The organism is Bacillus kalamii, assembly GCF_047238185.1.
GTDB lineage: Bacteria > Bacillota > Bacilli > Bacillales > DSM-1321 > Bacillus_AD.
In genome coordinates this window covers 525,410-549,363 of sequence record NZ_JBDFMI010000001.1, presented here as the reverse complement: position 1 = coordinate 549,363, position 23,954 = coordinate 525,410, and the positions used below count along the sequence as shown (strand labels likewise).

The window sequence follows — 23,954 nt, the reverse complement described above, 5'->3', positions numbered from 1 at the left end:
CTTATTATCCAGTAAAGATAAAACAATCTTCACTTTCTGTTAAAAAAAGAGCCAAATATACTTAGCTCTTAACGGTCTTTTTTTATTAAATCTTTCAGTTCTTCAATAAATACGTTAATGTCTTTGAATTGGCGATAAACAGAAGCAAATCTGACATATGATACTTCATCGATTTTAGCCAGGCGGTTCATAACCTTTTCACCAATTATCTCACTATTCACTTCAGTAAATCCACTGCTGCGCAATTCTTTCTCAACTTCCATGACGAGATTTTCAAGTTCCTTGAAAGGGACCGGCCTCTTTTCGCATGCTTTGATGAGCCCGCGCATAATTTTATCTCCAGAGAACTCCTCGCGCGTCCCGTCCTTCTTCACTACAATCAATGGCATCTCTTCTACCTTTTCAAATGTAGTGAAACGGAAACCGCACCGCTCGCATTCTCTTCTCCTTCTCGTAGAACGGCCATCATCAATCGGACGTGAATCCAATACCCGTGTACCATTGTGTTGACAGCTCGGACATTTCATATTATCAACTCCGTTATCTCTTAGTCGGACCATACTTGCAGATCGATGTTATATTGTATTCTTATATTATAAAAAACAAGCTATTTTCACAATAGCAAAGTGTTTTGTTCAGTGAGTCGCATTATAAGGCATATTCTTCCCTGCCAAAGGAGGACAGTATCCCCCTTTGGGCAAAACGAGAAAAATGGCATTAAAAAAAGAGGTGCATATACACCTCTTTGAGTTATCCAGATTAAAACACTTTCGCCTTGCTGACAGCGATCGGCCCCATTCCCCGAGGCAGCTCCACATTCTCCCTCGTCTCCGCTCCCAGAGCTTCGGCAATGTAGTTAGCCGCAATATTGGGATCAAGCTCACCGCATGTATAAACGTCTATACTAGCATACCCGTGCTCAGGAAAGCTGTGTATAGTCAGATGAGATTCCGAAATGATTACCACGCCGCTGACTCCCTGCGGGGCAAACTTATGAAATGCCACCTCTCGGACTTCAGCACCTGATCTTAATGCCGCATCAACAAAAATTTGCTCAATTCTCGCTACGTTATTCAACTTTTCAAAATCACAGCCCCAAAGTTCTGATATCACATGTCTACCCATCGTTTCCATGTCATATTCCCCCTTTTAACATTTTAAATTTCTCAATGCAAAAGTTAAAGACGTCCATAACTACCACGGGGGAAAGTTAGTCCAAAGAGGTCCTAACCCTTTAAGTAGCTACAGTGAAATTCTGTAAAAAGAAGTTCACGATGACTAGTATAAAGGGTACAGGAATATTTTTCAATAAATAATAGAATAAAATGTAAAAAATGTAACTTTTATGTTTCTTTTAAAACGGGCTGCTTCTCAATAAAATAGAAAACTCCCCTCACTAAGAGGGGAGCTTCTTATCATGAATTGGCCGGAACTTGATTCAACTTATTCAGTTCCTTTGCCACGTAATTGGTTAAATCAGCTACACGGCATGAATAACCCCATTCGTTATCATACCAGGCGAGCACTTTAATTTTATTCCCGTCCATAACCATCGTTGAAAGGCCATCAATAATGGCAGAATGCGGATTTGTATTAAAATCGACCGAGACAAGAGGTTCTTCCGTATATTCCATGATGTTTTTCAACGAACCATGTGATGATGTAAGGAAAGCACCATTCACATCTTCAGCGGTAACAGTTTGTTTTACATCCACTACCAAATCTACAAGCGAAACATTCGAGGTCGGAACACGCAATGACATCCCGTGCAATTTCCCTTGAAGCTGCGGCAATACAAGAGAGAGCGCTTTCGCGGCACCGGTCGTTGTCGGAATGATGCTTTGTGCACATGCTCTGGCTCGTCTCAAATCTTTATGGGGATTATCAATATTCTTTTGGTCATTCGTATAGGCATGTATAGTCGTCATCAATCCGTTGATGATGCCGAATTGCTCATCAATCACTTTTGCCACCGGAGCAAGGCAATTGGTTGTGCATGATGCGTTAGATATAACCGAATGCTTATTCAAATCCAATGCCCCTTCATTCACACCCATGACAATGGTAACGTCTTCATTTTTGCCCGGAGCAGTCAAAATGACTTTTTTAGCGCCCGCATCCAAATGCTGTGCTGCCTGATCCCGTTCATTGAACTTTCCTGTTGCTTCCACAACAATATCTATATTCATTTCTTTCCAAGGCAACTCACTCGGGTTGCGGCTTCCCGTAATGGCCACTTTATGCCCATTAACGACCAACGCATTTTCCTGGGCGATTACTTCTCCTAGAAATTTACCGTGGTTTGTATCGTATTTAACCAAGTGGGCCAGAGTTTCGGCCGGATAGCATGCATTGATTGCCACTACATCCACTTGATTATCCAACATCATTTTTCTAAATACCATTCTCCCAATTCGTCCAAACCCATTGATCGCAATTCTAGCCTTCATTTTTCGGCCCCTCCCGAATTAATGTTATACTTTTTATGTCCGTATCGCTATTAGTATAACATATTAAAACTTCAAATGTGAATATATTATGATAAAAATTATTAAATGTTTTCTCCATTTCCTTTATTAACCAATAAACACAAAAAAAGAGAATGCATTTAGCATTCTCTTTGAATAATAGCCAATGATTGAATTATATGATCGACCATCTGTGAAGTATATGGCGAATTTGTTCTTTCGTCTCTTCAATAGAACCGTTATTTTCAATTACAGCATCGGCCATTGCTTTCTTGTCTTCCAACGGCATCTGCGAACGGATTCTTGCTTTTGCCTCTTCCTCGGAAAACCCATTCCGTTCCATAAGGCGTTTTAATTGGACAACGTAATCAACATACACAAGAATCGACTGGTCGACAGTCCCCTGCAGCTTGCTTTCAAACAATAACGGAATATCCATGAACACAACCGATTCTCCTCTTGCAAACGCAGCATCGCGCTGTTCATCCATATACTCTCTAACAGCAGGATGGACAATACTGTTTAACAGCAACCGTTTTTCTTCATCATGGAAAATGATCCCCCCCAGTTTAGCGCGGTTTAGAGTTCCATCTTCACATAAAATATCTCTTCCAAATTGTTCAACTACAGTTCCATACGCTTTTTGGCCCGGCTCAACTACTGCACGGGCAGCCACATCCGCATCAACCACCGTGTATCCCATTTCTGTAATCATGGCACTGACTGTACTCTTTCCACTTGCAATCCCGCCTGTGATTCCTATTATTCTGTTCATTGTCGGCAATCCTTTCACATCCTAGATTACCTCCATTTTAATATACCGATCAGTATGAGTAAAATCCCTGGCAAGAACGTTAATTTATTGATCCAAAGCTGATAAGAAAGCTTATGCCCGAAAATCATGCCGGCTTTAAGCAGCAACGAGCCCATTATTCCAACAAATCCTGCCAGAATAAAAGGAGAATAACCGAGCATAGCTGCCCCTATGCCCGCGCCAAAAGAATCAAACGAAAGCGCTAACCCAAGAAAGATGGCTTCCATGCCTACAATGGTTCCTGACCGGTCCAAGTCCGCAGCCATTGGTTTTTTCAAAATATTGATAGCTATGCCGAATGCCTTCACTTCAAAAGAAGCAATCACTCTATCTTCCTGCAATTCTTCTTTATCTGTTTCACGCGATCTAAATGTTTGGAAAGTAATCCAAATGCCCATTAAAATCAATAGGCCGCCGCCGAATTTCGCAGCGAAAGCCGGGGATAAGACGTGGCTCAACATCCCACCTATCAACATGCTCAACAGAAAGGTGGCTGTAGACATGCAAGCGATAATGAGGATTGAACCTAAAGGTATTCTCATTTTTCTGAGGCCATAAGTAAATCCTACGCTGAAGCTATCAAGGCTGACAGCTATAGCTAGCAAGGTGAATGCAAGTACATTAGACATGCAAAAAGGCTCCCTCCCTACAATCGAATACGATAGTATATGGAGAGAGCCTATGGATTGTTGCTAGTCCCTGCTATTTTTGGCAAGTCGGGCAATAATGGGTGCCCCTTCCGGCTACCCTGATTTTATCAATATGGGAATCGCACTCTGTGCATAGTTCTCCTGCACGGTCATATACCAAAAGCTGCTGCTGAAACATGCCTATTTGGCCCTGAGAATTCAGGTATGTCCGAATCGTGCTACCTCCCTGCTTAATCGCCTCAGCCAACGTCCCCTTAATAGCCATTACGAGCCTTTCGACTTCCGCTTCTTCCAAGGAAGAAGCAACTCGTTCAGGATGGATTTTCGCACGGAATAATGATTCATCCACATAGATGTTGCCTACCCCGACAACTACTTTTTGGTCAAGGATGACTGCTTTAATACTTCTGCTTGTTTTCTTCAATACTGAGTATAAATAGCCAGATGAAAAATCCTCCGACAAAGGTTCCGGACCCAATTGGGACAACGGCAATTGGTTTATTTCCTCCCCTTTTCCGAACAGATGCATGGTACCGAATTTGCGTACATCTTTATACCTTAATTCAGTATCATCATCGAAAGCAAATATCACATGTGTATGTTTGTCCAACGGATCCTCGCTTTGAAATAAACCGTACTTCCCTTCCATACGCAGGTGGGAAACAATCGTGTAATCATCCAAATGGAGAAGAAGGAACTTCCCCCTGCGTCCGATTCCAGTTATCTTCTGGCCGGGCAATGTTTGCGCAAATTGCACATAATCCTTAGGTTTTTTTATAATGTTAGGCCAATGGATAGTTACATGAGTAATTTCTTTACCGATAACTAGCTGTTCCAATGTTTTTCTGACCGTTTCCACTTCTGGAAGTTCAGGCATATTGTATCACTTCCTTATGATTTCCCTTTCCTGTTGGTTGGACAATAGATTTTTTATTTTGCATCGTACCAGGTAGGGCCGAATGCAAAGTCCACTTTAAGCGGTACATCCAACTCAATCGCATGCTCCATTACTTCAGGGACAATTTTCTTCAATACTTCTATTTCCTCAGGGGGAGCTTCAAAAATCAATTCATCGTGCACTTGCAGAAGCAACTTGGCTTGAAGCTTCTCCTCCTTTAGGCGCTCGCTCATGGAAATCATAGCTAGCTTAATGACATCTGCCGCACTCCCTTGGATAGGCGTATTCATAGCCGTGCGCTCAGCAAAGCTTCGGAGATTGAAGTTTCTGCTCGTGATGTCAGGCAGGTACCGGCGTCGTTGCAGAAGCGTCGTTACATAGCCCTTTTCTTTTGCATCACGGACAATATCCGCCATATAATCCTGTACGCCTGGGAAGCTTTCAAGGTATTTCTCGATGAAAGCCGCGGCTTCTTTCCTCGTGATTCCAAGACTTTGGGATAGACCATAATCACTAATTCCATAAACAATGCCGAAATTGACTGCTTTCGCCTGTCTGCGCATATTGGATGTGACCTCTTCTGCACTCACTCCAAAGACATCCATTGCAGTTTTTGTATGGATATCCATATCACTCTTGAATGCACTGATTAAACCGGGGTCCTTGGCAATATGGGCCAGAACGCGCAATTCGATCTGAGAGTAATCAGCTGCAAAAATGGACCAGCCTTCGACCGATGGCACAAATGCTTGGCGGATTTTCCTTCCCTCTTCCAGGCGGATCGGAATGTTTTGCAGATTCGGATCCGTCGAACTCAGACGGCCCGTCTGTGTCAACGCTTGGTTAAAACGGGTATGGACTTTTCCCGTTTGAGGATCGATCACCTTCAATAATCCCTCAATATAAGTGGATTGCAACTTGCCAAGCTGGCGATATTCCAAAATGTATTTGATGATATCATGCTTGCTTTCCAGTTTTTCCAGAACGTCAGCAGATGTTGAATAACCCGTTTTCGTTTTCTTAATGACCGGAAGCCCCAGCTTTTCAAACAAGATCACGCCCAATTGCTTAGGCGAATTGATATTGAAGGTTTCCCCTGCCATTTCATAGATATCCTGCTCAATTTCTGCAAGCTTAAGCGCCAGTTCCTTTTGCATATTCTGTAATGTTGTTTCATCAACCTTCACGCCTATAATTTCCATTTCAGCAAGTATCAACGATAACGGAAGCTCAAGATCTTCAAGCAGAGATACCTGTTCATTTTCTTCCAGCTCGGTTATCATCTTCTCTTTCAGCATGCGTAAAGCTTTGGCTTTCATTGCGATATGGCCGGCAAGCTTTTCTTCCTCGGGAATAGCACGTTTGGCTCCTTTTCCATAAAAAGCTTCATCGCTTTGCAAGTTGAAACCCAGTTCTTGTTTAGCGATAGCTGCAACATCCTCTCCATGGTTGCCCGGATTAAGGATATAGGATGCAACAAACACATCAAAATCAATCCCCTTTAAATCAACACCCCGTTTACGAAGAGCAACAATCGCTTTTTTGGCATCGTACACTGTTTTTTTATTCGAATCGTTTTGCGCCCATTCTTTAAACAACTCTGAATCCATAGCCACTTGGAACGGAATATAAAAAGTGCCATTTTCGTTATCGACAGAAAAACCAATAATATCGGCACGTTGATAATTATCTTCAATCACTTCTACATAAAAACCGGACTCTTCCGTCAAAACTTCTTCGGTGATGCTTGAAAGCACTTGTATTTCCGCTGTCTCATAAGAGATGTCAGCTTCCTCAGCCGGTGCATCTCCCATTTTCTCAAGCAATGAATTGAAGCCAAGCTCCTTATACATGGCCGCAAGCTTAGACGTTTCATAGCCCTCGTAAGCCAGCTGATCAAGCGTCACTTCAACCGGGGCTTCACGGGTAATTGTAGCCAGCTGCTTGGAAATAACCGCCAAATCTTTATGTTCCTCCAGCTTTTCCTTCAATTTTTTCCCTGATACCTGGTCAATAGATGCCAATACCTGCTCTACACTTCCAAATTCATGGAGAAGCTTTAAAGCCGTTTTTTCTCCGACACCCGGAATACCTGGAATATTATCAGAACTATCCCCCATCAATCCTTTCATATCGATGATCTGCAAAGGTTTCAGCCCATATTTTTCCTCGATATGTTCAGGAGTATAGCTTTCAATATCGGTAATTCCTTTACGGGTAATGCTCACGGTTGTATGCTCAGAAGCAAGCTGCGTCAAATCTTTATCGCCAGAAACGACAATGACGTCGTAACCAGCCTTTTCGGCTTGCAGCGATAAGGTACCGATAATATCATCCGCTTCATAATTTGGCAGCTCATAACGCTTCACTCCATAAGCGTCCAGCAGCTCGCGGATAAAAGGGAATTGCTCAGAAAGCTCTGGCGGAGTCTTTTGCCTGCCTCCTTTGTATTCTTTAAAGGTTTCATGGCGAAATGTCGTTTTTCCTGCGTCAAATGCCACCAAGATATGAGTAGGCTTATCCTCCTCAATCATCTTGTTCAACATCATCGTAAACCCGTAGATCGCATTAGTGTGCACACCCTTATCGTTATTCAACAACGGAAGCGCAAAGAAAGCTCTATAAGCGATACTGTTTCCATCAATCAGCATTAATTTTTTATTCAACGAATCGTCCTCCTAATACAAACTATTTATGTAAAGTACTTTCATAGACTGTGTCATACATTCTTTCCTATTATTTTATCACGATATGCCCCCCAAAGAAAAACAAGGGTACTACAAAAGCGGAAGGGACCGTTTAGCCACGTATGAACTGGACCGCTCACTCTTGAGATATAGGATACACGAAGAGCGCAGCGATTCGATGTTGACTTATCGTAGAAGATGAGGGGGAAGTTCACTAGTGGCTGGTCCCTGCAACTGGATGAGACAAAAGCGGAAAGCGCCGTTTATCCCCGACAAGCTTAAGGCGGGGCACTGACAAAGGCCGCCCTTCGCCTTTGACAGAGGCACGGCTTAAGACCTCGAGGGGATGGCGCTTGCAGCTGGATGAGAACAAAAGCGGAAGGGACCGTTTAGCCACGTATGAACTGGACCGCTCACTCTTGAGATATAGGATACACGAAGAGCGCAGCGATTCGATGTTGACTTATCGTAGAAGATGAGGGGGAAGTTCACTAGTGGCTGGTCCCTGCAGCTGGATGAGACAAAAGCGGAAAGCGCCGTTTATCCCCGACAAGCTTATGACGGGGCACTGACAAAGGCCGCCCTTCGCCTTTGACAGTGGCACGGCTTAAGACCTCGAGGGGATGGCGCTTGCAGCTGGATGAGAACAAAAGAGGAAGGGACCGTTTAGCCACGTATGAACTGGACCCCTCACTCTTGAGATATAGGATACACGAGAGCGCAGCGATTCGATGTTGACTTATCGTAGAAGATGAGGGGGAAGTTCACTAGTGGCTGGTCCCTGCAACTGGATGAGACAAAAGCGGAAAGCGCCGTTTATCCCCGACAAGCTTAAGACGGGGCACTGACAAAGGCCGCCCTTCGCCTTTGACAGAGGCACGGCTTAAGACCTCGAGGGGATGGCGCTTACAGCTGGATGAGACAAAAGCGGAAAACGCACGCGAAAAGGCAAGGACGGGGTCATGTCCTTGCCTTTTCTTTAGCTCCTTGGATGAAGGGGTCCTTCTTCCATAAGTATAAAGGCTTGTTGTAAAGGGGAATTAAACAGAATGTAAAGGTCTTGTAAATTTCCTGAAAGACGGTTACTTATACTTCCTTCTATTTTTTCTAAGCCTCACTATAAAAGTAGTTCCCTCCCCAGGGATGCTGTTCACTTCCAAGAGTCCCTTATGCGCTTCGACAAGATGCTTTACGATTGCTAAACCAAGGCCGGTGCCGCCGGAATTGCGGCTTCGCGCACGGTCTACCCGATAGAACCGCTCAAATATGCGGGGTATTTCTTTTTCGTCGATCCCAATTCCCGTATCTTCTACTTCCAGATAGGCATAATTGTCATCTTCTTTAATCCTTACCCACACATTTCCTCCTTCTTGCGTATAGTTAAACGCATTGCTGATCAGATTGATCAACACCTGTTTCAGGCGGGAGGAATCTGCTTCTATTATAACTGGTCCTTTATTCTCGACAGTGAAGGAAATTTGCTTCTTTTCTGCTTTCCTTTTAAACATTTCTCCTGTGTCCCTCACGAGGGATGCTAAATCAATTTTAGACATAGCTAAAGCAAATTCCGATTTCTCGATTTTAGAAAGCTCAAGCAGCTCTTGAATCAGCATCTGCAGCCGGTCGCTTTCATTCAGGATAATTGTCAGGAAAGCGCGCAACGTTTGCTGGTCCTTGAGATCTCCATCAAGCAAGGTTTCAGAAAACCCTTTAATCGATGTGATAGGTGTTCTCAATTCATGGGATACATTCGCTACAAAATCCTGCCTCATCTGCTCAAGCTTTTTCAATTCGGAAATGTCATGGAAAACAAGAACAATTCCCTTCCATTCATCATTTACTCCTATAATCGGAGCACCGTACACTTCAAAATGCTTTCTTTCAATCTTCAAAGAGAGCATCATCTGTTTTTTTACACTTTTCTCTGTCATAAATATTTCTTCTATCATCAGAATGACTTCTTCATATTGCAAAGCTTCATAGTATAAACGATAAAGGAATACAGACGGAGATACGTTAAATAAATGCTTGTAGGTCTTGTTCATGAGGGTGATATAACCTTTACTGTCAATCAATAAAACACCGCTTCCGATGTTCTCAATCAATGTAGAAAGGCGATCCTGCTGCATCTCTCTGGATGTTTCCATCTCCTGCAGATTGCGGGCAAGGATATTAATGGATGTACTGAGCATCTTCATCTCATCTGTAGGGTTTTCATACGTTCTCGCCCTGTAATTCCCCTTAGCCAGTTCAATGGCGGTATTGGTAGCCGCTTCAATAGGCATCGTAAACCGATTTGATAATTTGATAATGATCAACGAGAGGAGGAACATGCAAAAAACAAGCGCTCCAGTTAAAATAAGCCAAGATGTCCCATTCAGCTGGCGTATATCTTTCCTCTCGGCAGTGATAACCGCATATCCTGCAGCTTTCCCATCCTCCGCCATGATTTTCTTGCCAAAATAAAAAATGGGAAATCCTCCGTCCATTTCTATGAAATCTTCCTGATTTCCTTTAACAACCATGGACAAATAGCGGCGATGGTTGGCTTCCGTTACTTTATCAGGCTTATTTGCCTGATAAACGACCTCCCCTTCCGCTGTCAAAATAGTCAAGCCATCGTCAAGCAATCCCAAACCGCGCATGACAGGTTGGCCGGAGGTTACAGACTGTATGCCGCCCTGTTTTTCAATAAAGGAAGCAATCTTTTTTGCTTGTTTCTGTTCACTTGAAATAAATTCTTCTCTATCATAGGATCCGAATAATTGGACCAAGAGCAGCCCAATGCCGATAATACTTACCGCTATGAGAGAAAGAATGGCAAACAGAAGTTTGGAACGGAATTTGATCATCCTTCTTTCGGCTCCTCAAATTTGTATCCCAATCCTCGGATTGTTTTTATATATCTAGGCTTACGTGTATCATTCTCAATTTTTTCGCGAAGATGGCTAATATGGACATCTACGATGCGCGTATCCCCTGCAAAATCATAATTCCAAACGGCGCTCAATAATTGGTCCCTCGTATGGACGCGCCCTTTATTCTTCGCCAAATATACTAATAGTTCAAATTCTTTCGGTGTCAGTTCCAGTTTTTGATTGCGGAAGTACGTTTCATATTTTTCCGGATAAATCATCAGCTCCGCTATTCGGATCGACTCTCCATCTTCATCAGTAGCATCCTTAGATTCCTGCTGTATAATTGATCTTCTTAAAATGGCCTTCACTCGCGCGATGACTTCTCGCGGACTGAATGGCTTGGTCATATAATCATCTGCACCAAGTTCAAGACCTAGGATTTTATCCAACTCATCATCCTTGGCCGTTAACATCAGTATAGGTACACTCATTTTCCGCTGCCTCAATAATTTACATACTTCTATTCCATCTAACTTGGGAAGCATTAAATCCAGAATAAGTAGATTTGGCTGTTCCGACATTGCTTTCTCGATCGCTTCTTCTCCATCCATTGCAGTAATAACTTGAAAACCAGACTGCTCTAAATTATATTGCAGCAACGTTAGTATTGACTGCTCATCATCTACTACAAGAACCTTCTTTCCCATAACTGCCTCCTGTACATGTATTTGCCCCCGCTAATATAAGGACCCCTCCAAATATCACCAAGCACTACATGTATATCTAAAATATGTAAAGCAAGAAAAAGCTTTCTCAAGCCTAATGTTAATTGAATTATTTCCATTCGACAACAATAATCATGCAACAATTTTAATGATAACGTTTTCATCCATGTTAAAAAAAGAAGAGACACTGAAGCGCCTCTTCTTCTTTTCTTTTTCATCTGTACACTAGGAAAATAGATTAAAAATTGTCTAATGCAGATCCATCCGTATTGATGATGGTTTCAGGAGGTTTCACAGCAACCCGGCCATCCAGAACACATTTGCCTTCTTCATTCATGCCTTGTATGTTAATTATCACTTCTGCCGCAGTTTGGTCAACCTGATCTACCTCAAATAAAAATTGGATGGTTTCATAATGGTATACAGGTTGAGGGTAATCAAATTGCATGGACTTTATATAGCTGCCCGGGCCGGGAAGATATTTAGCGATCGCTGCAGTGACAATTCCATTGAGCATCAAACTGGGAACTACCGGTTTTTTGTAGGAGGTCAAGGATGCATAATCATGTTGGATATAAAGGGGATTTGCATCTCCGGAAAGCCCGAGGTATAAAAGCAGCTCTTTGTCTTCTATTTTTTCTGTCAGTGTCAATTTTTCGCCTGGGGATATTTCGTCTATTTTTCGGCCAATCTTTCTTTTTTTCCCTAACATCATCATGGGTCTGCCACCTTTCTCATTACATCATTGTCCAACATTCTTAGTTTATACTTACTATAACACTCCCATAGAAACCATATCCAATTCTTGAAGTGTTGAAAAAAATCCGGGAATTGATTCCCGAATTTTTAGGCCGTTCTATTTTGAGTTATTATCTTACGACAGAACTGACATTACATTTTTTACCGATTCAGCAGATTTGTCCAATGCTTTTTTCTCTTGCTCAGTCAAATCAAGCTCAATGATTTTTTCAATCCCTCCAGCTCCCAAAATGGTCGGGACACCCAGATAAATGCCATTCATTCCATATTCGCCTTCCAAGAAAGCAATAGCCGGCAGAACGCGTCTTTGGTCCTTGAGAATCGCTTCAGCCATTTCAACAAGGGAAGCGGCAGGAGCATAATAAGCACTGCCATTTCCGAGCAAGTTAACAATTTCCGCACCGCCTGTCCGAGTACGGTCGACAATCGCTTCTAATCGTTCCGCTGGAATAAGCGTTTCTAATGGAATGCCGCCAGCATATGAATACCTGACTAAAGGAACCATATCGTCGCCGTGCCCCCCCAAAACAAAGCCGGTGATGTCTTTCACTGACATTTGCAGTTCTTCTGCAATAAATGTACGGAATCTAGCCGTATCCAAAACACCTGATTGACCGATGACACGGTGTTTTGGGAAACCCGATTCTTTATAAACTGTATAGGTCATCGCATCAACTGGATTCGTCAACACAATAATTGTGCAGTTTGGGGAGTGTGCAACGATTTCCTTTGTCACAGACTTCATTACCTTCTGGTTGGTTTGCACCAAATCGTCTCTGCTCATTCCCGGTTTGCGGGCTATTCCCGCTGTGATGATGACGATATCAGAATCCTTAGTATCAACATAATCGGATGTGCCAATGATTTTAGCATCGAATCCTTGTACCGGCCCTGCTTCAGCCATATCCAATGCTTTGCCCTTTGTCGGGTCCGACATTTGTGGAATATCAACCAATACGACATCGGATAACTCTTTTTGAGCCAATAGAAAAGCAGTAGTTGCCCCTGTAAACCCTCCGCCTATCACGGATACTTTCTTGCGTCCCATCTAACCGATTCCTCCCCTTCGTCCGTAAAAAATAATATAAAAAGAGATTGGCCGCTCATCTAAAGCAGTATAGCTTCCATCCTATGCTGATAAAATGGTCGTCTATACCCCCAGATTACTTAACAACACGGTACACTGCCAATCGATGTCGTTAAGCTTTGCGGTCAATCTCTTTTTTAACAGAGTTATTAAATTATCACACTACATTATTTTAGGTTCTTAATCAATTCATCCGCGAATTCAGAACATTTCACTTCAGTTGCTCCATCCATTAAGCGAGCGAAGTCATATGTTACTACCTTGCTGGCGATTGTTTCTTCAACTGATGTAATGATCATTTTGGCTGCTTCATTCCAACCTAGGTGTTCAAGCATCAATACGCCTGATAACAAAACAGATGATGGATTTACTTTATCCATTCCAGCGTATTTAGGAGCTGTTCCGTGAGTCGCTTCAAAAATAGCGTGTCCTGTTTCGTAGTTGATATTAGCTCCTGGAGCGATTCCGATTCCGCCGACTTGCGCTGCAAGGGCATCTGAAATGTAGTCGCCGTTCAAGTTCATTGTAGCCACAACGTCAAACTCTTTTGGACGAGTCAGAATTTGTTGAAGGAAGATATCAGCAATTGAATCTTTTACGATGATTTTTCCTGCAGCTTCCGCATCAGCCTGTGCTTTGTTGGCTGCTTCAGCGCCTTTTTCTTCTTTGATTCTATCATATTGGTTCCAAGTGAATACCTGTTCCCCAAACTCTCTTTCAGCAAGTGCATAGCCCCAGTTTTTGAATGCCCCTTCAGTGAACTTCATGATGTTCCCTTTATGGACAAGCGTCAATGATTTACGGCCTTCTTTAATAGCATAGTTAAGAGCTGCGCGTACAAGGCGTTCAGTACCTTCTTTGGAAACAGGCTTGATTCCCAATCCTGATGTTTCAGGGAAGCGGATTTTGTTGACTCCCATTTCATTTTGAAGGAAGTTCAATAGCTTTTTAACTGCTTCGCTGCCTTCCTCATATTCAATTCCCGCATAAATGTCTTCTGTGTTTTCACGGAAAATGACCATATCTGTATCTTCAGGGCGTTTTACAGGTGAAGGAACGCCTTCGAAATAACGTACAGGACGCAAGCAAACGAATAAATCAAGCTCTTGTCTCAATGCTACGTTAAGAGAACGGATTCCACCGCCGACAGGAGTAGTCAGCGGCCCTTTAATGGCGATGAAATACTCCTTGATTAAATCAAGCGTTTCTTTCGGAAGCCATTCGCCTGTCTTATTGAATGCTTTTTCCCCTGCATATACTTCTTTCCACTCGATTTTCTTTTCGCCGTTATAGGCTTTTTCAACAGCTGCATCCAATACGCGTGAAGCAGCCGCCCAAATATCAGGACCAATGCCGTCTCCTTCAATGAAAGGAATAACTGGATTGTTTGGTACTTTTAACTCTCCGTTTTGTACTACGATTTTTTCTCCCTGACTCATGCGAATCCCTCCAAAATCATTATCAAAGGTTAGCAGCCTTTAAATTGGCTTCTAACCTCCGCTTTTCTCTTATAATTGTTAATCTACTATATTTTATCTATTTTGTGAAAATAAAACCTTTATCTTTCCTCGATAGGCACATACGTTTGCATGCCTGGGCCTGTATATTCGGCACGAGGTCTGATCAGTCTATTGTTATCATATTGTTCAAGAATGTGCGCCAACCAACCGGATGTACGGCTTACAGCAAAGATTGGCGTAAATATATCATGATCGATTCCAAGGCTATGGTAAACAGAAGCAGAATAGAAGTCTACGTTTGGAGGAAGCGGCTTCTTAGAAGTCACAAGCTCTTCAATTTTGACTGACATATCATAGTATTTGGATTGGCCAGTTAATGTGGTCAGCCTCTTGGACATTTCTTTTAAATGCTTGGCCCGCGGATCTCCATTGCGGTAAACACGGTGTCCAAAGCCCATGATTTTTTCTTTGTTATCTAATTTATTATTAATATAAGATTCTACTTTATCCACAGAACCGATGTCTGTCAGCATTTTCATAACAGCTTCGTTGGCTCCCCCGTGAAGCGGGCCTTTCAACGCGCCGATAGCTGCAGTTACTCCGGAATAAACATCTGATAGAGTGGCTACACATACGCGTGCCGTGAATGTAGATGCATTCAACTCATGATCCGCATGCAGAACAAGGGCTTTATTGAAAGCTTCTTCTTCCAGGTCTGTAGGAACTTTATCATTTAACATATAAAGGAAATTAGCTGCGAAACTTAAATCTTTCTTCGGAGCGACTGGTTTCAGTCCTTTTCTGATTCTAGAAAAAGCTGTCACGATTGAAGGAATCTTCGCTTGCAAGCGGATTGCCTTTTGGTAGTTTGCTTCATCAGTCATCACTTCAGAGTCTTCATCGAACAAGCCTAATAGTGATACAGCCGTGCGAAGTGCACCCATTGGATGGACATTCTTAATATCATAAAGATTAAAATGCTCTATTACTTCTTTTGGCAATTCCATATTGCTTGCCAATTGCATTGTTAAATCCTTTAATTCTACTTCATTTGGTAATCTGCGGTGCCATAATAAATAAATGACTTCCTCGAATGATGCATTCACAGCCAAATCATCAATATTATAGCCTGCATAAGTTAACGTATCATCAATGATTGAACTGATTGATGAAGTTGTTGCGACAATCCCTTCGAGACCTCTTGTTACTGTCATACAGAATCTCTCCTTTTCAATTATTCCCCTTTATCCATTAGTGTTTATTAATGGGCCAGCCATGGATAAGAACTAGGCCAATTCGTATGAAAATGGCAGGAGTATGCCCCCTGATGTGAAAGCCATCCCAACATCATACTGCTCTTATTGAATCAACAAGCCCTTTTTGCGGATTTTCCCTATGCTTCGCATATGTAAACGCGCATATCCCGAGCGAATCTAGATTCACTCCCTGAAAAGTTCGTTAGATCGCCAACAAGAATTAATATTTGAAAAATTATTAATAGTACAAAAGATGACGCTTCCATTTAACATTATAAACAATTATTGTCATTTTGAAAATGAAAAGCACTTATTTTGAAAAAAATTAATGTTTTTCCAGAAAAACTCACATCTTGCTAAAAATTATAATTATATAACTATTGAATAAACTTTCTAAAATTTACATTTATTGAAAATATAATCACAGCACTACAAACAGGTTATAACAATAAGCGTTTTCAAGCAACAAATGTGCCTAGCATAAATCAAACGATAATCGTATTTATTATAAAAAACATTAAATTAAGATTGTACTATAACAAAGGTATTCTATCTTTATATTTTTTCTTCCCTTTAATGGAAAGATTAATGCTTATATGGCTAGAATGGATAGGAACTTCTTGAAAACATGGCACAAATATTGAAAGAAAACAAGCCGGCACCCAGAGAAAGGATTCCCTTCAATAAGCCTTGCCGGCCTTACTGAGCTTGGGGCTTCACCAGCAATCCCCTATTCCTTCCACATATAAAAAAGCATCCATTGCACTATGAAAGTGAATGGATGCTGGCGTTCTTAAGCTGAATATCATTGAAAGAACTGAAATATTCTCATAGCGACAAATGCAATGCCCGCGCCGATAAGCGGACCGACTGCAACTCCCTTAAAGACAGCTACAGCCAGAATCGTGCCAAAAACCAGCGCTGTGGTAATATGCGGATCTGCCGCAAGAAGGGTAACTCCATTCTTGGCCAACATAGCCACTACAATCCCCGAAGCAAGAGCAATCCAAGCTAAGGGAGATTTGACCGCCTCCCCTAAATCCTTAAAACCAATCGCACCAGTCGCTATCGGCACGAGGACAGCAATGGTGATAACGGTGACACCTAAATTGATCCCTTTGCTTTGGAGAAACGGAAAAACTTTATCCCCCAAGCCAATGATCTTAATTATTAACAAAAATCCTATCGCAATGATCAAGGAATTATTTTTAGCAATAATTGCAATCGCCAGTAATAATACTAAAAACACATATGGTGATGTCAACTTACTCATCCTTTTCTCTTCTTGACTTATCTTATGATGCCCTAAATTGTTGATTTTGGCTAACCGCCCTCTACATTATACCCGGGAATCCCCATAAAGGCATTTCTATTTTTTGCAATGTCTTTGTCTTTTTTACTATACGCTTGCATAGGTTGTATTAGACGCGGATATGCTACGTTGGCTCTCCTCACTCATACCCTTATCCCGCTTATAAGGAAAAGGAGGTTCTCCTGTGAACCCCGTTCATATTTATCGGTTTATACGGATCATTATCGTCATTAGCGCATTTATACTAGGCGGCATATCGCTATATTACACAGCTGGCATAACATACCCATTTATAATAGGATTTGCATTGGCTTTCCTAATAAACCCTTTTGTCCACTATTTACAAAGTGTTCTTCGGCTTCCAAGGGCTTTAGCCATCATTGTTGCTTTATTAAGTATTGTCCTTGTGTTTGCAGGCATTATCACCTTATTAATCGCCGAGATCATTTCAGGCGCAACGTATCTTGGTGACAATGTGCCCAAACAGCTTACTACCCTTATAACTTTCAGCGAAAATCTATTTGAGCATAAAATTATGCCTGTTTACAATACGATTGCCGCTTTATTTAATCACCTTGACACAGGCCAACAAGAAACTATTCTTGAAAATATAAAGAATGCGGGAACCACTCTTGCTTCCAGTATAGGGACCTTCATAAAAAATTTTTTCCACAAGATACCGGCAGTTCTTGGCTGGTTTCCTACTGCTGCTACTGGGCTTGTGTTTTCAGTACTGGCCACATTTTTTATCAGCAATGACTGGGACAAGCTGCAAAGTTACGCTAAAGCCATAATGCCAAGTGCCTTGATTTCTCAACTTGAACCTATTTTTGCCGATTTAAAAAAGGCATTATTCGGTTATTTAAAAGCCCAATTAACACTTATATCAATGACCACGCTTATTGTACTTATCGGTCTTCTTATCCTTCGTGTCGACTATGCTATTACGATCGCCCTAGTCACTGGCCTTGTCGATCTGCTGCCTTACATTGGAAGCGGGGCAGTCTTTATTCCTTGGATCCTTTACCAGTCCATCACAGGCCATGTGGGACTGGCTATAGGTCTTGGCATTCTGTATAGTATTATTCTTATCCAAAGGCAAATAATGGAACCGAAAGTCCTTTCAGCGAATATCGGACTCGACCCTCTTGCTACATTGGTAGCTCTCTTCGTCGGGTTTCAATTGTTCGGATTTATAGGGCTGATTGTCGGGCCGGTTTCACTGGTCATCATCCAAACCTTGAACAAAAGCTCCGTGTTCCATACATTATGGGCTTATATACGCGGCCACGAAGAATAGTGCCAATAAAAAAAGGCATGCATGATGCTTCGCTTTTATCTACGCGACATCAGTATGCCTTTTCTTCGTGCTATTATTTACATCATTACTGGATAATCGTAATGTTTGTCCGATTCATCTTTTTGCGGAACATCTTCTTAATCACCGGTTTGATCAAAGCCCGTGTTGGAGGCAGCAATAGCAAAAGGCCTATGACATCCGTAATGAACCCAGGAAGAACTAAAAAAATTCCGCCCGCAAGAATGCTTATACCGTCTATAAGTTCCTCACCCGGCATCATTCCCTGATTCATTTGTTGCTGAACCTTCTGAAAGGTAACAAGCCCCTGGTATTTGGCCAAATATGCACCGCCTATCCCTGTCGCTATGATCAGCAATACAGTCGGCAACAGCCCGAGCATTCTGCCTGAATATATCATTAATCCAATTTCACAGGCAGGCAATACAACGAATAACAATAATAGGATACGTAACATCCTGCACCTCCTGCCTACATTATACAATGCTTGGCCTCTTTCTATGCAAAAACAAATAATTCCTTCTACCTCATTTTCTCAGTTTTTTTCCCGGAAATGATAAAAAGAGGCCCGGGGGCCTCTTTTCAATTATAGTGCTTACAGCAAGTTTGCTTTTCCATCATTGATAATGCCGCGTTGTGCATCAACTGTAACTACTTGGCCTTCTGTAAGAGTTGTCATAGCATTGTCTGCACCGACAATTACAGGGATTCCAAGATTAACGCCCACAACTGCTGCATGGCTTGTCAATCCGCCCTCTACAGTGATCAACGCACCGCATTTTTCGATAGCAGGCATCATTTCTTTGTCTGAACCGATTGTTACAAGCACGTCGCCTGATTGCACTTTTGAGTTTGCTTCAGCTGCATTCTTGGCAATGACAACTTTACCAGCAGCTTTTTTGCGGCCGATTCCTTGGGCTTTAAGAATGGTTTTACCAAGTGATTGGATTTTCATCATGTTTGTTGTGCCTGTTTCGCCAACAGGTACACCAGCAGTGATGACAACAAGGTCTCCGTATGAAACTAGGCCAGAATTCAAGCTTTGTGTAATCGCGTTGTCCAGCATTTCATCTGTAGAGTTTGTTTTAGGTCCTACGATTGGTTGAACGCCCCAAACAAGGCACAGGCGGCGAGCCACGAAATCGTTTGAAGAGATAGCGATGATCGGAGCCTCCGGCTTGTATTTAGAAATCATGCGAGCCGTATGGCCGCTTTCAGTAGGAGTGATAATCGCATTGGCATTCAAGTTCAAAGTAGTATGCGCTACAGACTGTCCAATTGCATCAGTGATATTATGTTCACTGTCTTTGCTGCGTTTTGAAATTAATTCTTTATGGTTTAAAGCTGTTTCAGTGCGTGTAGCAATGTTATGCATGGTTTGCACAGCTTCTACTGGATAAGATCCGGCAGCCGTTTCGCCAGAAAGCATGATTGCATCTGTTCCATCGAAGATAGCATTCGCTACGTCAGAAGCTTCCGCACGTGTCGGACGCGGGTTGCGCTGCATAGAATCTAGCATTTGAGTAGCAGTGATAACTGGCTTGCCAAGTGCATTGCACTTCTTGATCAATTGTTTTTGCACCAATGGTACTTCTTCAGCCGGGATTTCCACGCCAAGGTCTCCACGCGCAACCATTAAACCTTCAGAAACGGCAAGGATATCATCGATGTTATCCACACCCTCTTGGTTTTCGATTTTAGGGATGATGTTGATATGGCGGCCATTGTTGTTGTCAAGAAGTTCGCGGATTTCTAATACGTCAGAAGCTCGGCGCACGAAAGATGCAGCTACAAAGTCCACTCCTTGTTCGATACCGAATAGGATATCTTGAGTATCTTTTTCTGTGATTCCTGGAAGGTTTACAGACACGCCCGGAACGTTTACGCCTTTTTTATTCTTTAGCGTTCCATCATTCAGGATGCGAGTATGGATTTCTCCATTTTCTTTGTCAATTTTAGTGACCTCAAGGCCCACCAATCCGTCATCAAGAAGAATTTTTGAACCGATTGCAACGTCATTGATCAATTCAGCATACGTAATAGAGAATTTATCTGCATTACCTAATACTTCTGTAGTTGAAATAATGATGTTGTTGCCTGTTTTCAATTCTACAGCGCCGTTTTCCATATCATTTGTACGGATTTCAGGCCCTTTTGTATCAAGAAGAATGGCTACTTGTTTACCAGTTTTTTCAACTGCTTCACGAATTGTCTTGATGCGGGCAGCATGCTCTTCGTGGCTTCCGTGAGAGAAGTTAAGACGGCATACATTCATTCCAGCTTCAATCAGGCTTGTTAATTTTTCTAAAGATTCACTTGCAGGTCCGATGGTACATACAATTTTTGTTTTACGCATTTGGCTAAATAGCCTCCTTTTAGTAATAAGAATGTTGCTAAGTAAGCTACTTTTATTTAAATAGAAAGTTCTTCTGATAACTTGTACATGCTCATATCGATCGTATGAGGTCTGCCAAGAGCTTCAATGATATCGTAATCAACTAGCTGATTTTTTTCGATGCCAACTGCACGGCCGCCTTTTCCTTCCAGAAGAAGCTCAACCGCTTTTGCCCCCAGACGGCTTGCAAGTACACGGTCAACAGCAGTTGGCGATCCTCCGCGTTGGACATGTCCAAGGACCGTTACACGAGTTTCGAACGATGTCATCTCTTCAATTTTCTTTGAGATATCGCTTGCGCTGCCAACGCCTTCAGCTACAACAATAATACTGTGTTTCTTGCCGCGTTCATGTCCTCTTTTCAGCTTGCCCACAATATCATTGATGTCAAAATTCTCTTCTGGAATAATAATGGTTTCAGCACCGCCAGCAAGGCCAGCCCATAGAGCGATGTCCCCTGCATTTCTTCCCATCACTTCAATTACATATGTTCTTTCATGGGAAGTTGCTGTATCACGGATTTTATCAATCGCATCGATTACTGTATTTAAAGCCGTATCGAATCCGATTGTGAATTCAGTGCCAGGTATATCATTATCAATTGTTCCAGGTACGCCGATACAAGGGAAACCATGTTCAGTAAGAGCTTTTGCCCCCATGTAAGAACCGTCGCCTCCGATGACGACCAAACCGTCAATGCCATGTTTCTTTAATTGCTCGATTCCAAGAAGCTGCCCCTCTTTTGTTTTGAATTCTGGACATCTTGCAGAAAATAGAGTAGTGCCTCCGCGTTGGATAATATCGCCGACAGAGCCTAATTCCAATTTCTTAATATTGCCATTCATAAGCCCTTGATAGCCTTGGTAAATGCCAAAAACCTCAAGATCATGATAAATAGCCTTACGTACGACTGCACGTACCGCAGCATTCATGCCTGGAGCATCTCCACCACTTGTTAATACACCTATTCTTTTCACGTGATTCACCTCTAAATTATTCTTTCTGGGAATAAACCGAAAACATATCAACGCATTGTTCTTCTATGTAAAAATGAATTATTCCCAAGATAGTTCATGTTCCTCATTCTCATCAAACTACTTCTTAATGAATATCCTTTGTCATTACATGCATTTTTATGAATGTACTTTTGAATTCTTTCCGAAAACATTTCGTATGTAATGTATGTACAGAAGGTGTTAATTCTCTTACTGCCTATACATTCTAAAGGAGTTTTCCATATTCGTAAAGTCCGTTTGTGAAGGAAGTAACATTAATTATAGATAGAATGCGTTTACATGGTGAAAAATCTATAACATTTTAAAAAAATATTCATTTTTAGAAGAACAGACCGAATTCCCCGACTTTTCCGACAGATAAGGCAAATGTAAAAAAGTGCAGCCCAAAGGCCACACCATTTATTTTACCTCTGTTAACGATTTTGAAAACTCGTATTTCCCAATTGCTTTAAATTTATCATACCGTTCATTTATAAGAGTCTCGGCATTCTTGGTAAAAAGCTCTTTTAATGCAGGATAAAGAACGGTATCCATATATTCAGCTTGTTTCTTTGCATCCTTATGGGCGCCGCCTTTCACTTCAGGGATTAGAGCGTCTACAACTCCCAAATCCTCCAGGTCCGGTGCCGTAATGCGCATGCTTTCCGCCGCTTTTTTCGAGAGGCTGGCGTCTTTCCACAAAATGGTCGCTGCACCTTCAGGAGAAATGACCGAATACGTAGAATTCTCAAGCATATAAATACGGTCGGCAACTCCTAAAGCCAACGCGCCTCCACTTCCGCCTTCTCCGATCACAATAGAAATGACAGGCACTTTTAAACCGGCCATTTCGAACAGATTGCGGGCAATGGCTTCACTTTGGCCCCTTTGTTCTGCAGCCATCCCTGGATAGGCACCTTTTGTATCGATGAAGCAGACAATAGGTCGATGGAACTTTTCAGCCTGCTTCATTAACCGTAAGGCTTTCCGGTATCCTTCAGGATGGGGCATACCAAAATTGCGGCGAATATTTTCTTTTGTATCTTTGCCGCGCTGATGGCCAATAATCGTTATCGGCAAGCCTCTGTACGTTGCAATTCCTCCAACGATGGCTTCATCCTCGCCAAAGACACGGTCTCCATGGCACTCGATAAAATCGCTGAACAAATGAGAGATATAGTCGAGGGTTGTCGGGCGTCCCGGATGGCGGGCAACCTGCACTCGATCCCATGGCTTCATATTATCATACACGTCATTTTCAAGCTTGGTCAGGCGATTTTCAAGCTTTTTGATTTCTTCAGAAAGATCTACATCCGCTTCTTCAGTAATCTTTTTCAGCTCTTCAATCTTTTCCCGCAGCTCAATGACCGGGCGCTCAAACTCTAGTTCTCCAACCATGTGTTTTCACCACCCTTTTGATGTATTTTAAGAATTGTCGCTAATTTTTCCTTCATTTCCAAACGTGAAATGACGGCATCGAGCTGTCCATGCTTCATTAAAAATTCCGACGTCTGGAAATCTTCAGGCAGCTCTTCCCTGATGGTTGATTCGATGACACTTCTTCCGGCAAAACCGATTAAAGCACGCGGCTCTGCCAAATTGTAATCGCCTAATGAAGCAAAACTTGCCGACACTCCGCCTGTTGTCGGATTTGTCATGACCGAAATGAACAATCCGCCATCATCGCTGAAATGTTTCAATGCGATGCTTGTCTTGGCCATCTGCATAAGGCTCAAGATTCCCTCCTGCATTCTCGCACCGCCAGAAGCCGTGAAGATGACAAAGGGAATTCCCCGTTCATGGGCCAATTCAACAGCCCGAGTAATTTTTTCTCCTACTACAGAACCCATACTTCCCATCCGGAAATTGGCATCCATAACAGCCATTACTACTTCATGGCCTGATATAGTGCCAGTTCCGGTCACAACTGCTTCGTTCAGATTCGTTTTTTTCATATCGCTTTGCACTTTTTCTTCATATCCCGGAAATTGCAATGGATTGGAAGAGATCATATCTGCAAAGTGTTCTTCAAAAGAACCTTCGTCAAGTGTGCAGTTGAATCTTTCCGCAGCCGACATGCGATGATGATAGCCGCAATGTGTGCACACTTTTTCATTTTTAACCAATTCTTTTGTATACATAATTTTTTTGCATTCTGGACATTTAGTCATTATCCCCTCTGGAACATCATGTTTGTTCCTTTCAGAAGGAATGGTAGCGTACTTTTTCTTTTTAGGTTTTGAAAATAACTCTTTCAGCAAGAGGAATCCCC

General features: G+C 42.2%; 20 protein-coding genes. 1 reads left to right on the top strand and 19 read right to left on the bottom strand.

Annotation, left to right across the window (positions count from 1 at the left end; translation table 11 throughout):
* Positions 1-68 precede the first annotated feature (68 nt).
* The 14 genes from nrdR to ABC357_RS02760 form a co-directional block, all read right to left on the bottom strand.
* On the bottom strand, positions 69-527 hold the full coding sequence (nrdR, locus tag ABC357_RS02825) for a transcriptional regulator NrdR (RefSeq protein WP_412886042.1): 459 nt from the start codon (positions 525-527) through the stop codon (positions 69-71).
* Between the two features lie 232 nt (positions 528-759).
* Complete coding sequence (speD, locus tag ABC357_RS02820; RefSeq protein ID WP_412886041.1) at positions 760-1,134, bottom strand: adenosylmethionine decarboxylase; 375 nt, start codon at positions 1,132-1,134, stop codon at positions 760-762.
* 281 nt (positions 1,135-1,415) lie between these two features.
* Entirely contained in the window at positions 1,416-2,450 is a 1,035-nt protein-coding gene (locus ABC357_RS02815; RefSeq protein ID WP_412886040.1) for a glyceraldehyde-3-phosphate dehydrogenase, read from the bottom strand.
* Between the two features lie 193 nt (positions 2,451-2,643).
* Positions 2,644-3,243, bottom strand: a complete 600-nt coding sequence (gene coaE / locus ABC357_RS02810) for a dephospho-CoA kinase (RefSeq protein ID WP_412886039.1) — start codon at positions 3,241-3,243, stop codon at positions 2,644-2,646.
* Between the two features lie 26 nt (positions 3,244-3,269).
* A complete protein-coding gene (gene ytaF / locus ABC357_RS02805) occupies positions 3,270-3,911 on the bottom strand; it encodes a sporulation membrane protein YtaF (RefSeq protein WP_412886038.1) in 642 nt (213 codons plus the stop codon).
* Between the two features lie 73 nt (positions 3,912-3,984).
* Complete coding sequence (gene mutM / locus ABC357_RS02800) at positions 3,985-4,809, bottom strand: DNA-formamidopyrimidine glycosylase (RefSeq protein WP_412886037.1); 825 nt, start codon at positions 4,807-4,809, stop codon at positions 3,985-3,987.
* 53 nt (positions 4,810-4,862) lie between these two features.
* Positions 4,863-7,481, bottom strand: coding sequence for a DNA polymerase I (gene polA / locus ABC357_RS02795; protein WP_412888559.1), 2,619 nt, complete (start codon positions 7,479-7,481; stop codon positions 4,863-4,865).
* A 1,118-nt stretch (positions 7,482-8,599) separates the two neighbouring features.
* The gene (gene pnpS, locus ABC357_RS02790; protein WP_412886036.1) at positions 8,600-10,369 is read right to left on the bottom strand and encodes a two-component system histidine kinase PnpS; all 1,770 of its coding nucleotides are present in this window, start codon (positions 10,367-10,369) and stop codon (positions 8,600-8,602) included.
* On the bottom strand, positions 10,366-11,082 hold the full coding sequence (locus ABC357_RS02785) for a winged helix-turn-helix domain-containing protein (RefSeq protein ID WP_412886035.1): 717 nt from the start codon (positions 11,080-11,082) through the stop codon (positions 10,366-10,368). The genes pnpS and ABC357_RS02785 overlap by 4 nt, the downstream gene beginning before the upstream one ends.
* Positions 11,083-11,338: 256 nt before the next feature.
* Complete coding sequence (locus ABC357_RS02780) at positions 11,339-11,815, bottom strand: MaoC/PaaZ C-terminal domain-containing protein (RefSeq protein WP_412888558.1); 477 nt, start codon at positions 11,813-11,815, stop codon at positions 11,339-11,341.
* Positions 11,816-11,974: 159 nt separating this feature from the next.
* Positions 11,975-12,907 carry a malate dehydrogenase gene (gene mdh / locus ABC357_RS02775; protein ID WP_412886034.1) on the bottom strand — a complete coding sequence of 311 codons (933 nt, stop codon included), beginning with the start codon at positions 12,905-12,907 and terminating at the stop codon, positions 11,975-11,977.
* A gap of 206 nt (positions 12,908-13,113) precedes the next feature.
* Positions 13,114-14,385, bottom strand: coding sequence for an NADP-dependent isocitrate dehydrogenase (icd, locus tag ABC357_RS02770; RefSeq protein WP_412886033.1), 1,272 nt, complete (start codon positions 14,383-14,385; stop codon positions 13,114-13,116).
* Between the two features lie 119 nt (positions 14,386-14,504).
* Positions 14,505-15,620: a citrate synthase gene (gene citZ / locus ABC357_RS02765; RefSeq protein ID WP_412886032.1), complete on the bottom strand. Its 1,116-nt coding sequence runs from the start codon at positions 15,618-15,620 to the stop codon at positions 14,505-14,507.
* 847 nt (positions 15,621-16,467) lie between these two features.
* The gene (locus ABC357_RS02760) at positions 16,468-16,935 is read right to left on the bottom strand and encodes a DUF441 domain-containing protein (protein WP_412886031.1); all 468 of its coding nucleotides are present in this window, start codon (positions 16,933-16,935) and stop codon (positions 16,468-16,470) included.
* 223 nt (positions 16,936-17,158) lie between these two features.
* On the opposite strand from ABC357_RS02760, the gene ytvI reads away from it, so the two are divergent.
* Positions 17,159-18,274, top strand: a complete 1,116-nt coding sequence (gene ytvI, locus ABC357_RS02755) for a sporulation integral membrane protein YtvI (protein WP_412886030.1) — start codon at positions 17,159-17,161, stop codon at positions 18,272-18,274.
* Positions 18,275-18,359: 85 nt separating this feature from the next.
* Here the strand turns inward: ytvI and ABC357_RS02750 are convergent, their stop codons facing one another.
* The 5 genes from ABC357_RS02750 to accD all read right to left on the bottom strand — a co-directional run bounded on the left by ABC357_RS02750 (position 18,360) and on the right by accD (position 23,943).
* Positions 18,360-18,749 (bottom strand): FxsA family protein, encoded by a 390-nt coding sequence (locus ABC357_RS02750; protein ID WP_412886029.1) that lies wholly within the window; start codon positions 18,747-18,749, stop codon positions 18,360-18,362.
* A gap of 138 nt (positions 18,750-18,887) precedes the next feature.
* Positions 18,888-20,648, bottom strand: a complete 1,761-nt coding sequence (gene pyk, locus ABC357_RS02745) for a pyruvate kinase (protein ID WP_412886028.1) — start codon at positions 20,646-20,648, stop codon at positions 18,888-18,890.
* 56 nt (positions 20,649-20,704) lie between these two features.
* Positions 20,705-21,664: a 6-phosphofructokinase gene (gene pfkA / locus ABC357_RS02740; protein WP_412886027.1), complete on the bottom strand. Its 960-nt coding sequence runs from the start codon at positions 21,662-21,664 to the stop codon at positions 20,705-20,707.
* Positions 21,665-22,102: 438 nt separating this feature from the next.
* The gene (gene accA, locus ABC357_RS02735; RefSeq protein WP_412886026.1) at positions 22,103-23,080 is read right to left on the bottom strand and encodes an acetyl-CoA carboxylase carboxyl transferase subunit alpha; all 978 of its coding nucleotides are present in this window, start codon (positions 23,078-23,080) and stop codon (positions 22,103-22,105) included.
* Positions 23,065-23,943, bottom strand: coding sequence for an acetyl-CoA carboxylase, carboxyltransferase subunit beta (accD, locus tag ABC357_RS02730; RefSeq protein WP_412886025.1), 879 nt, complete (start codon positions 23,941-23,943; stop codon positions 23,065-23,067). The genes accA and accD overlap by 16 nt, the downstream gene beginning before the upstream one ends.
* Positions 23,944-23,954 lie beyond the last annotated feature (11 nt).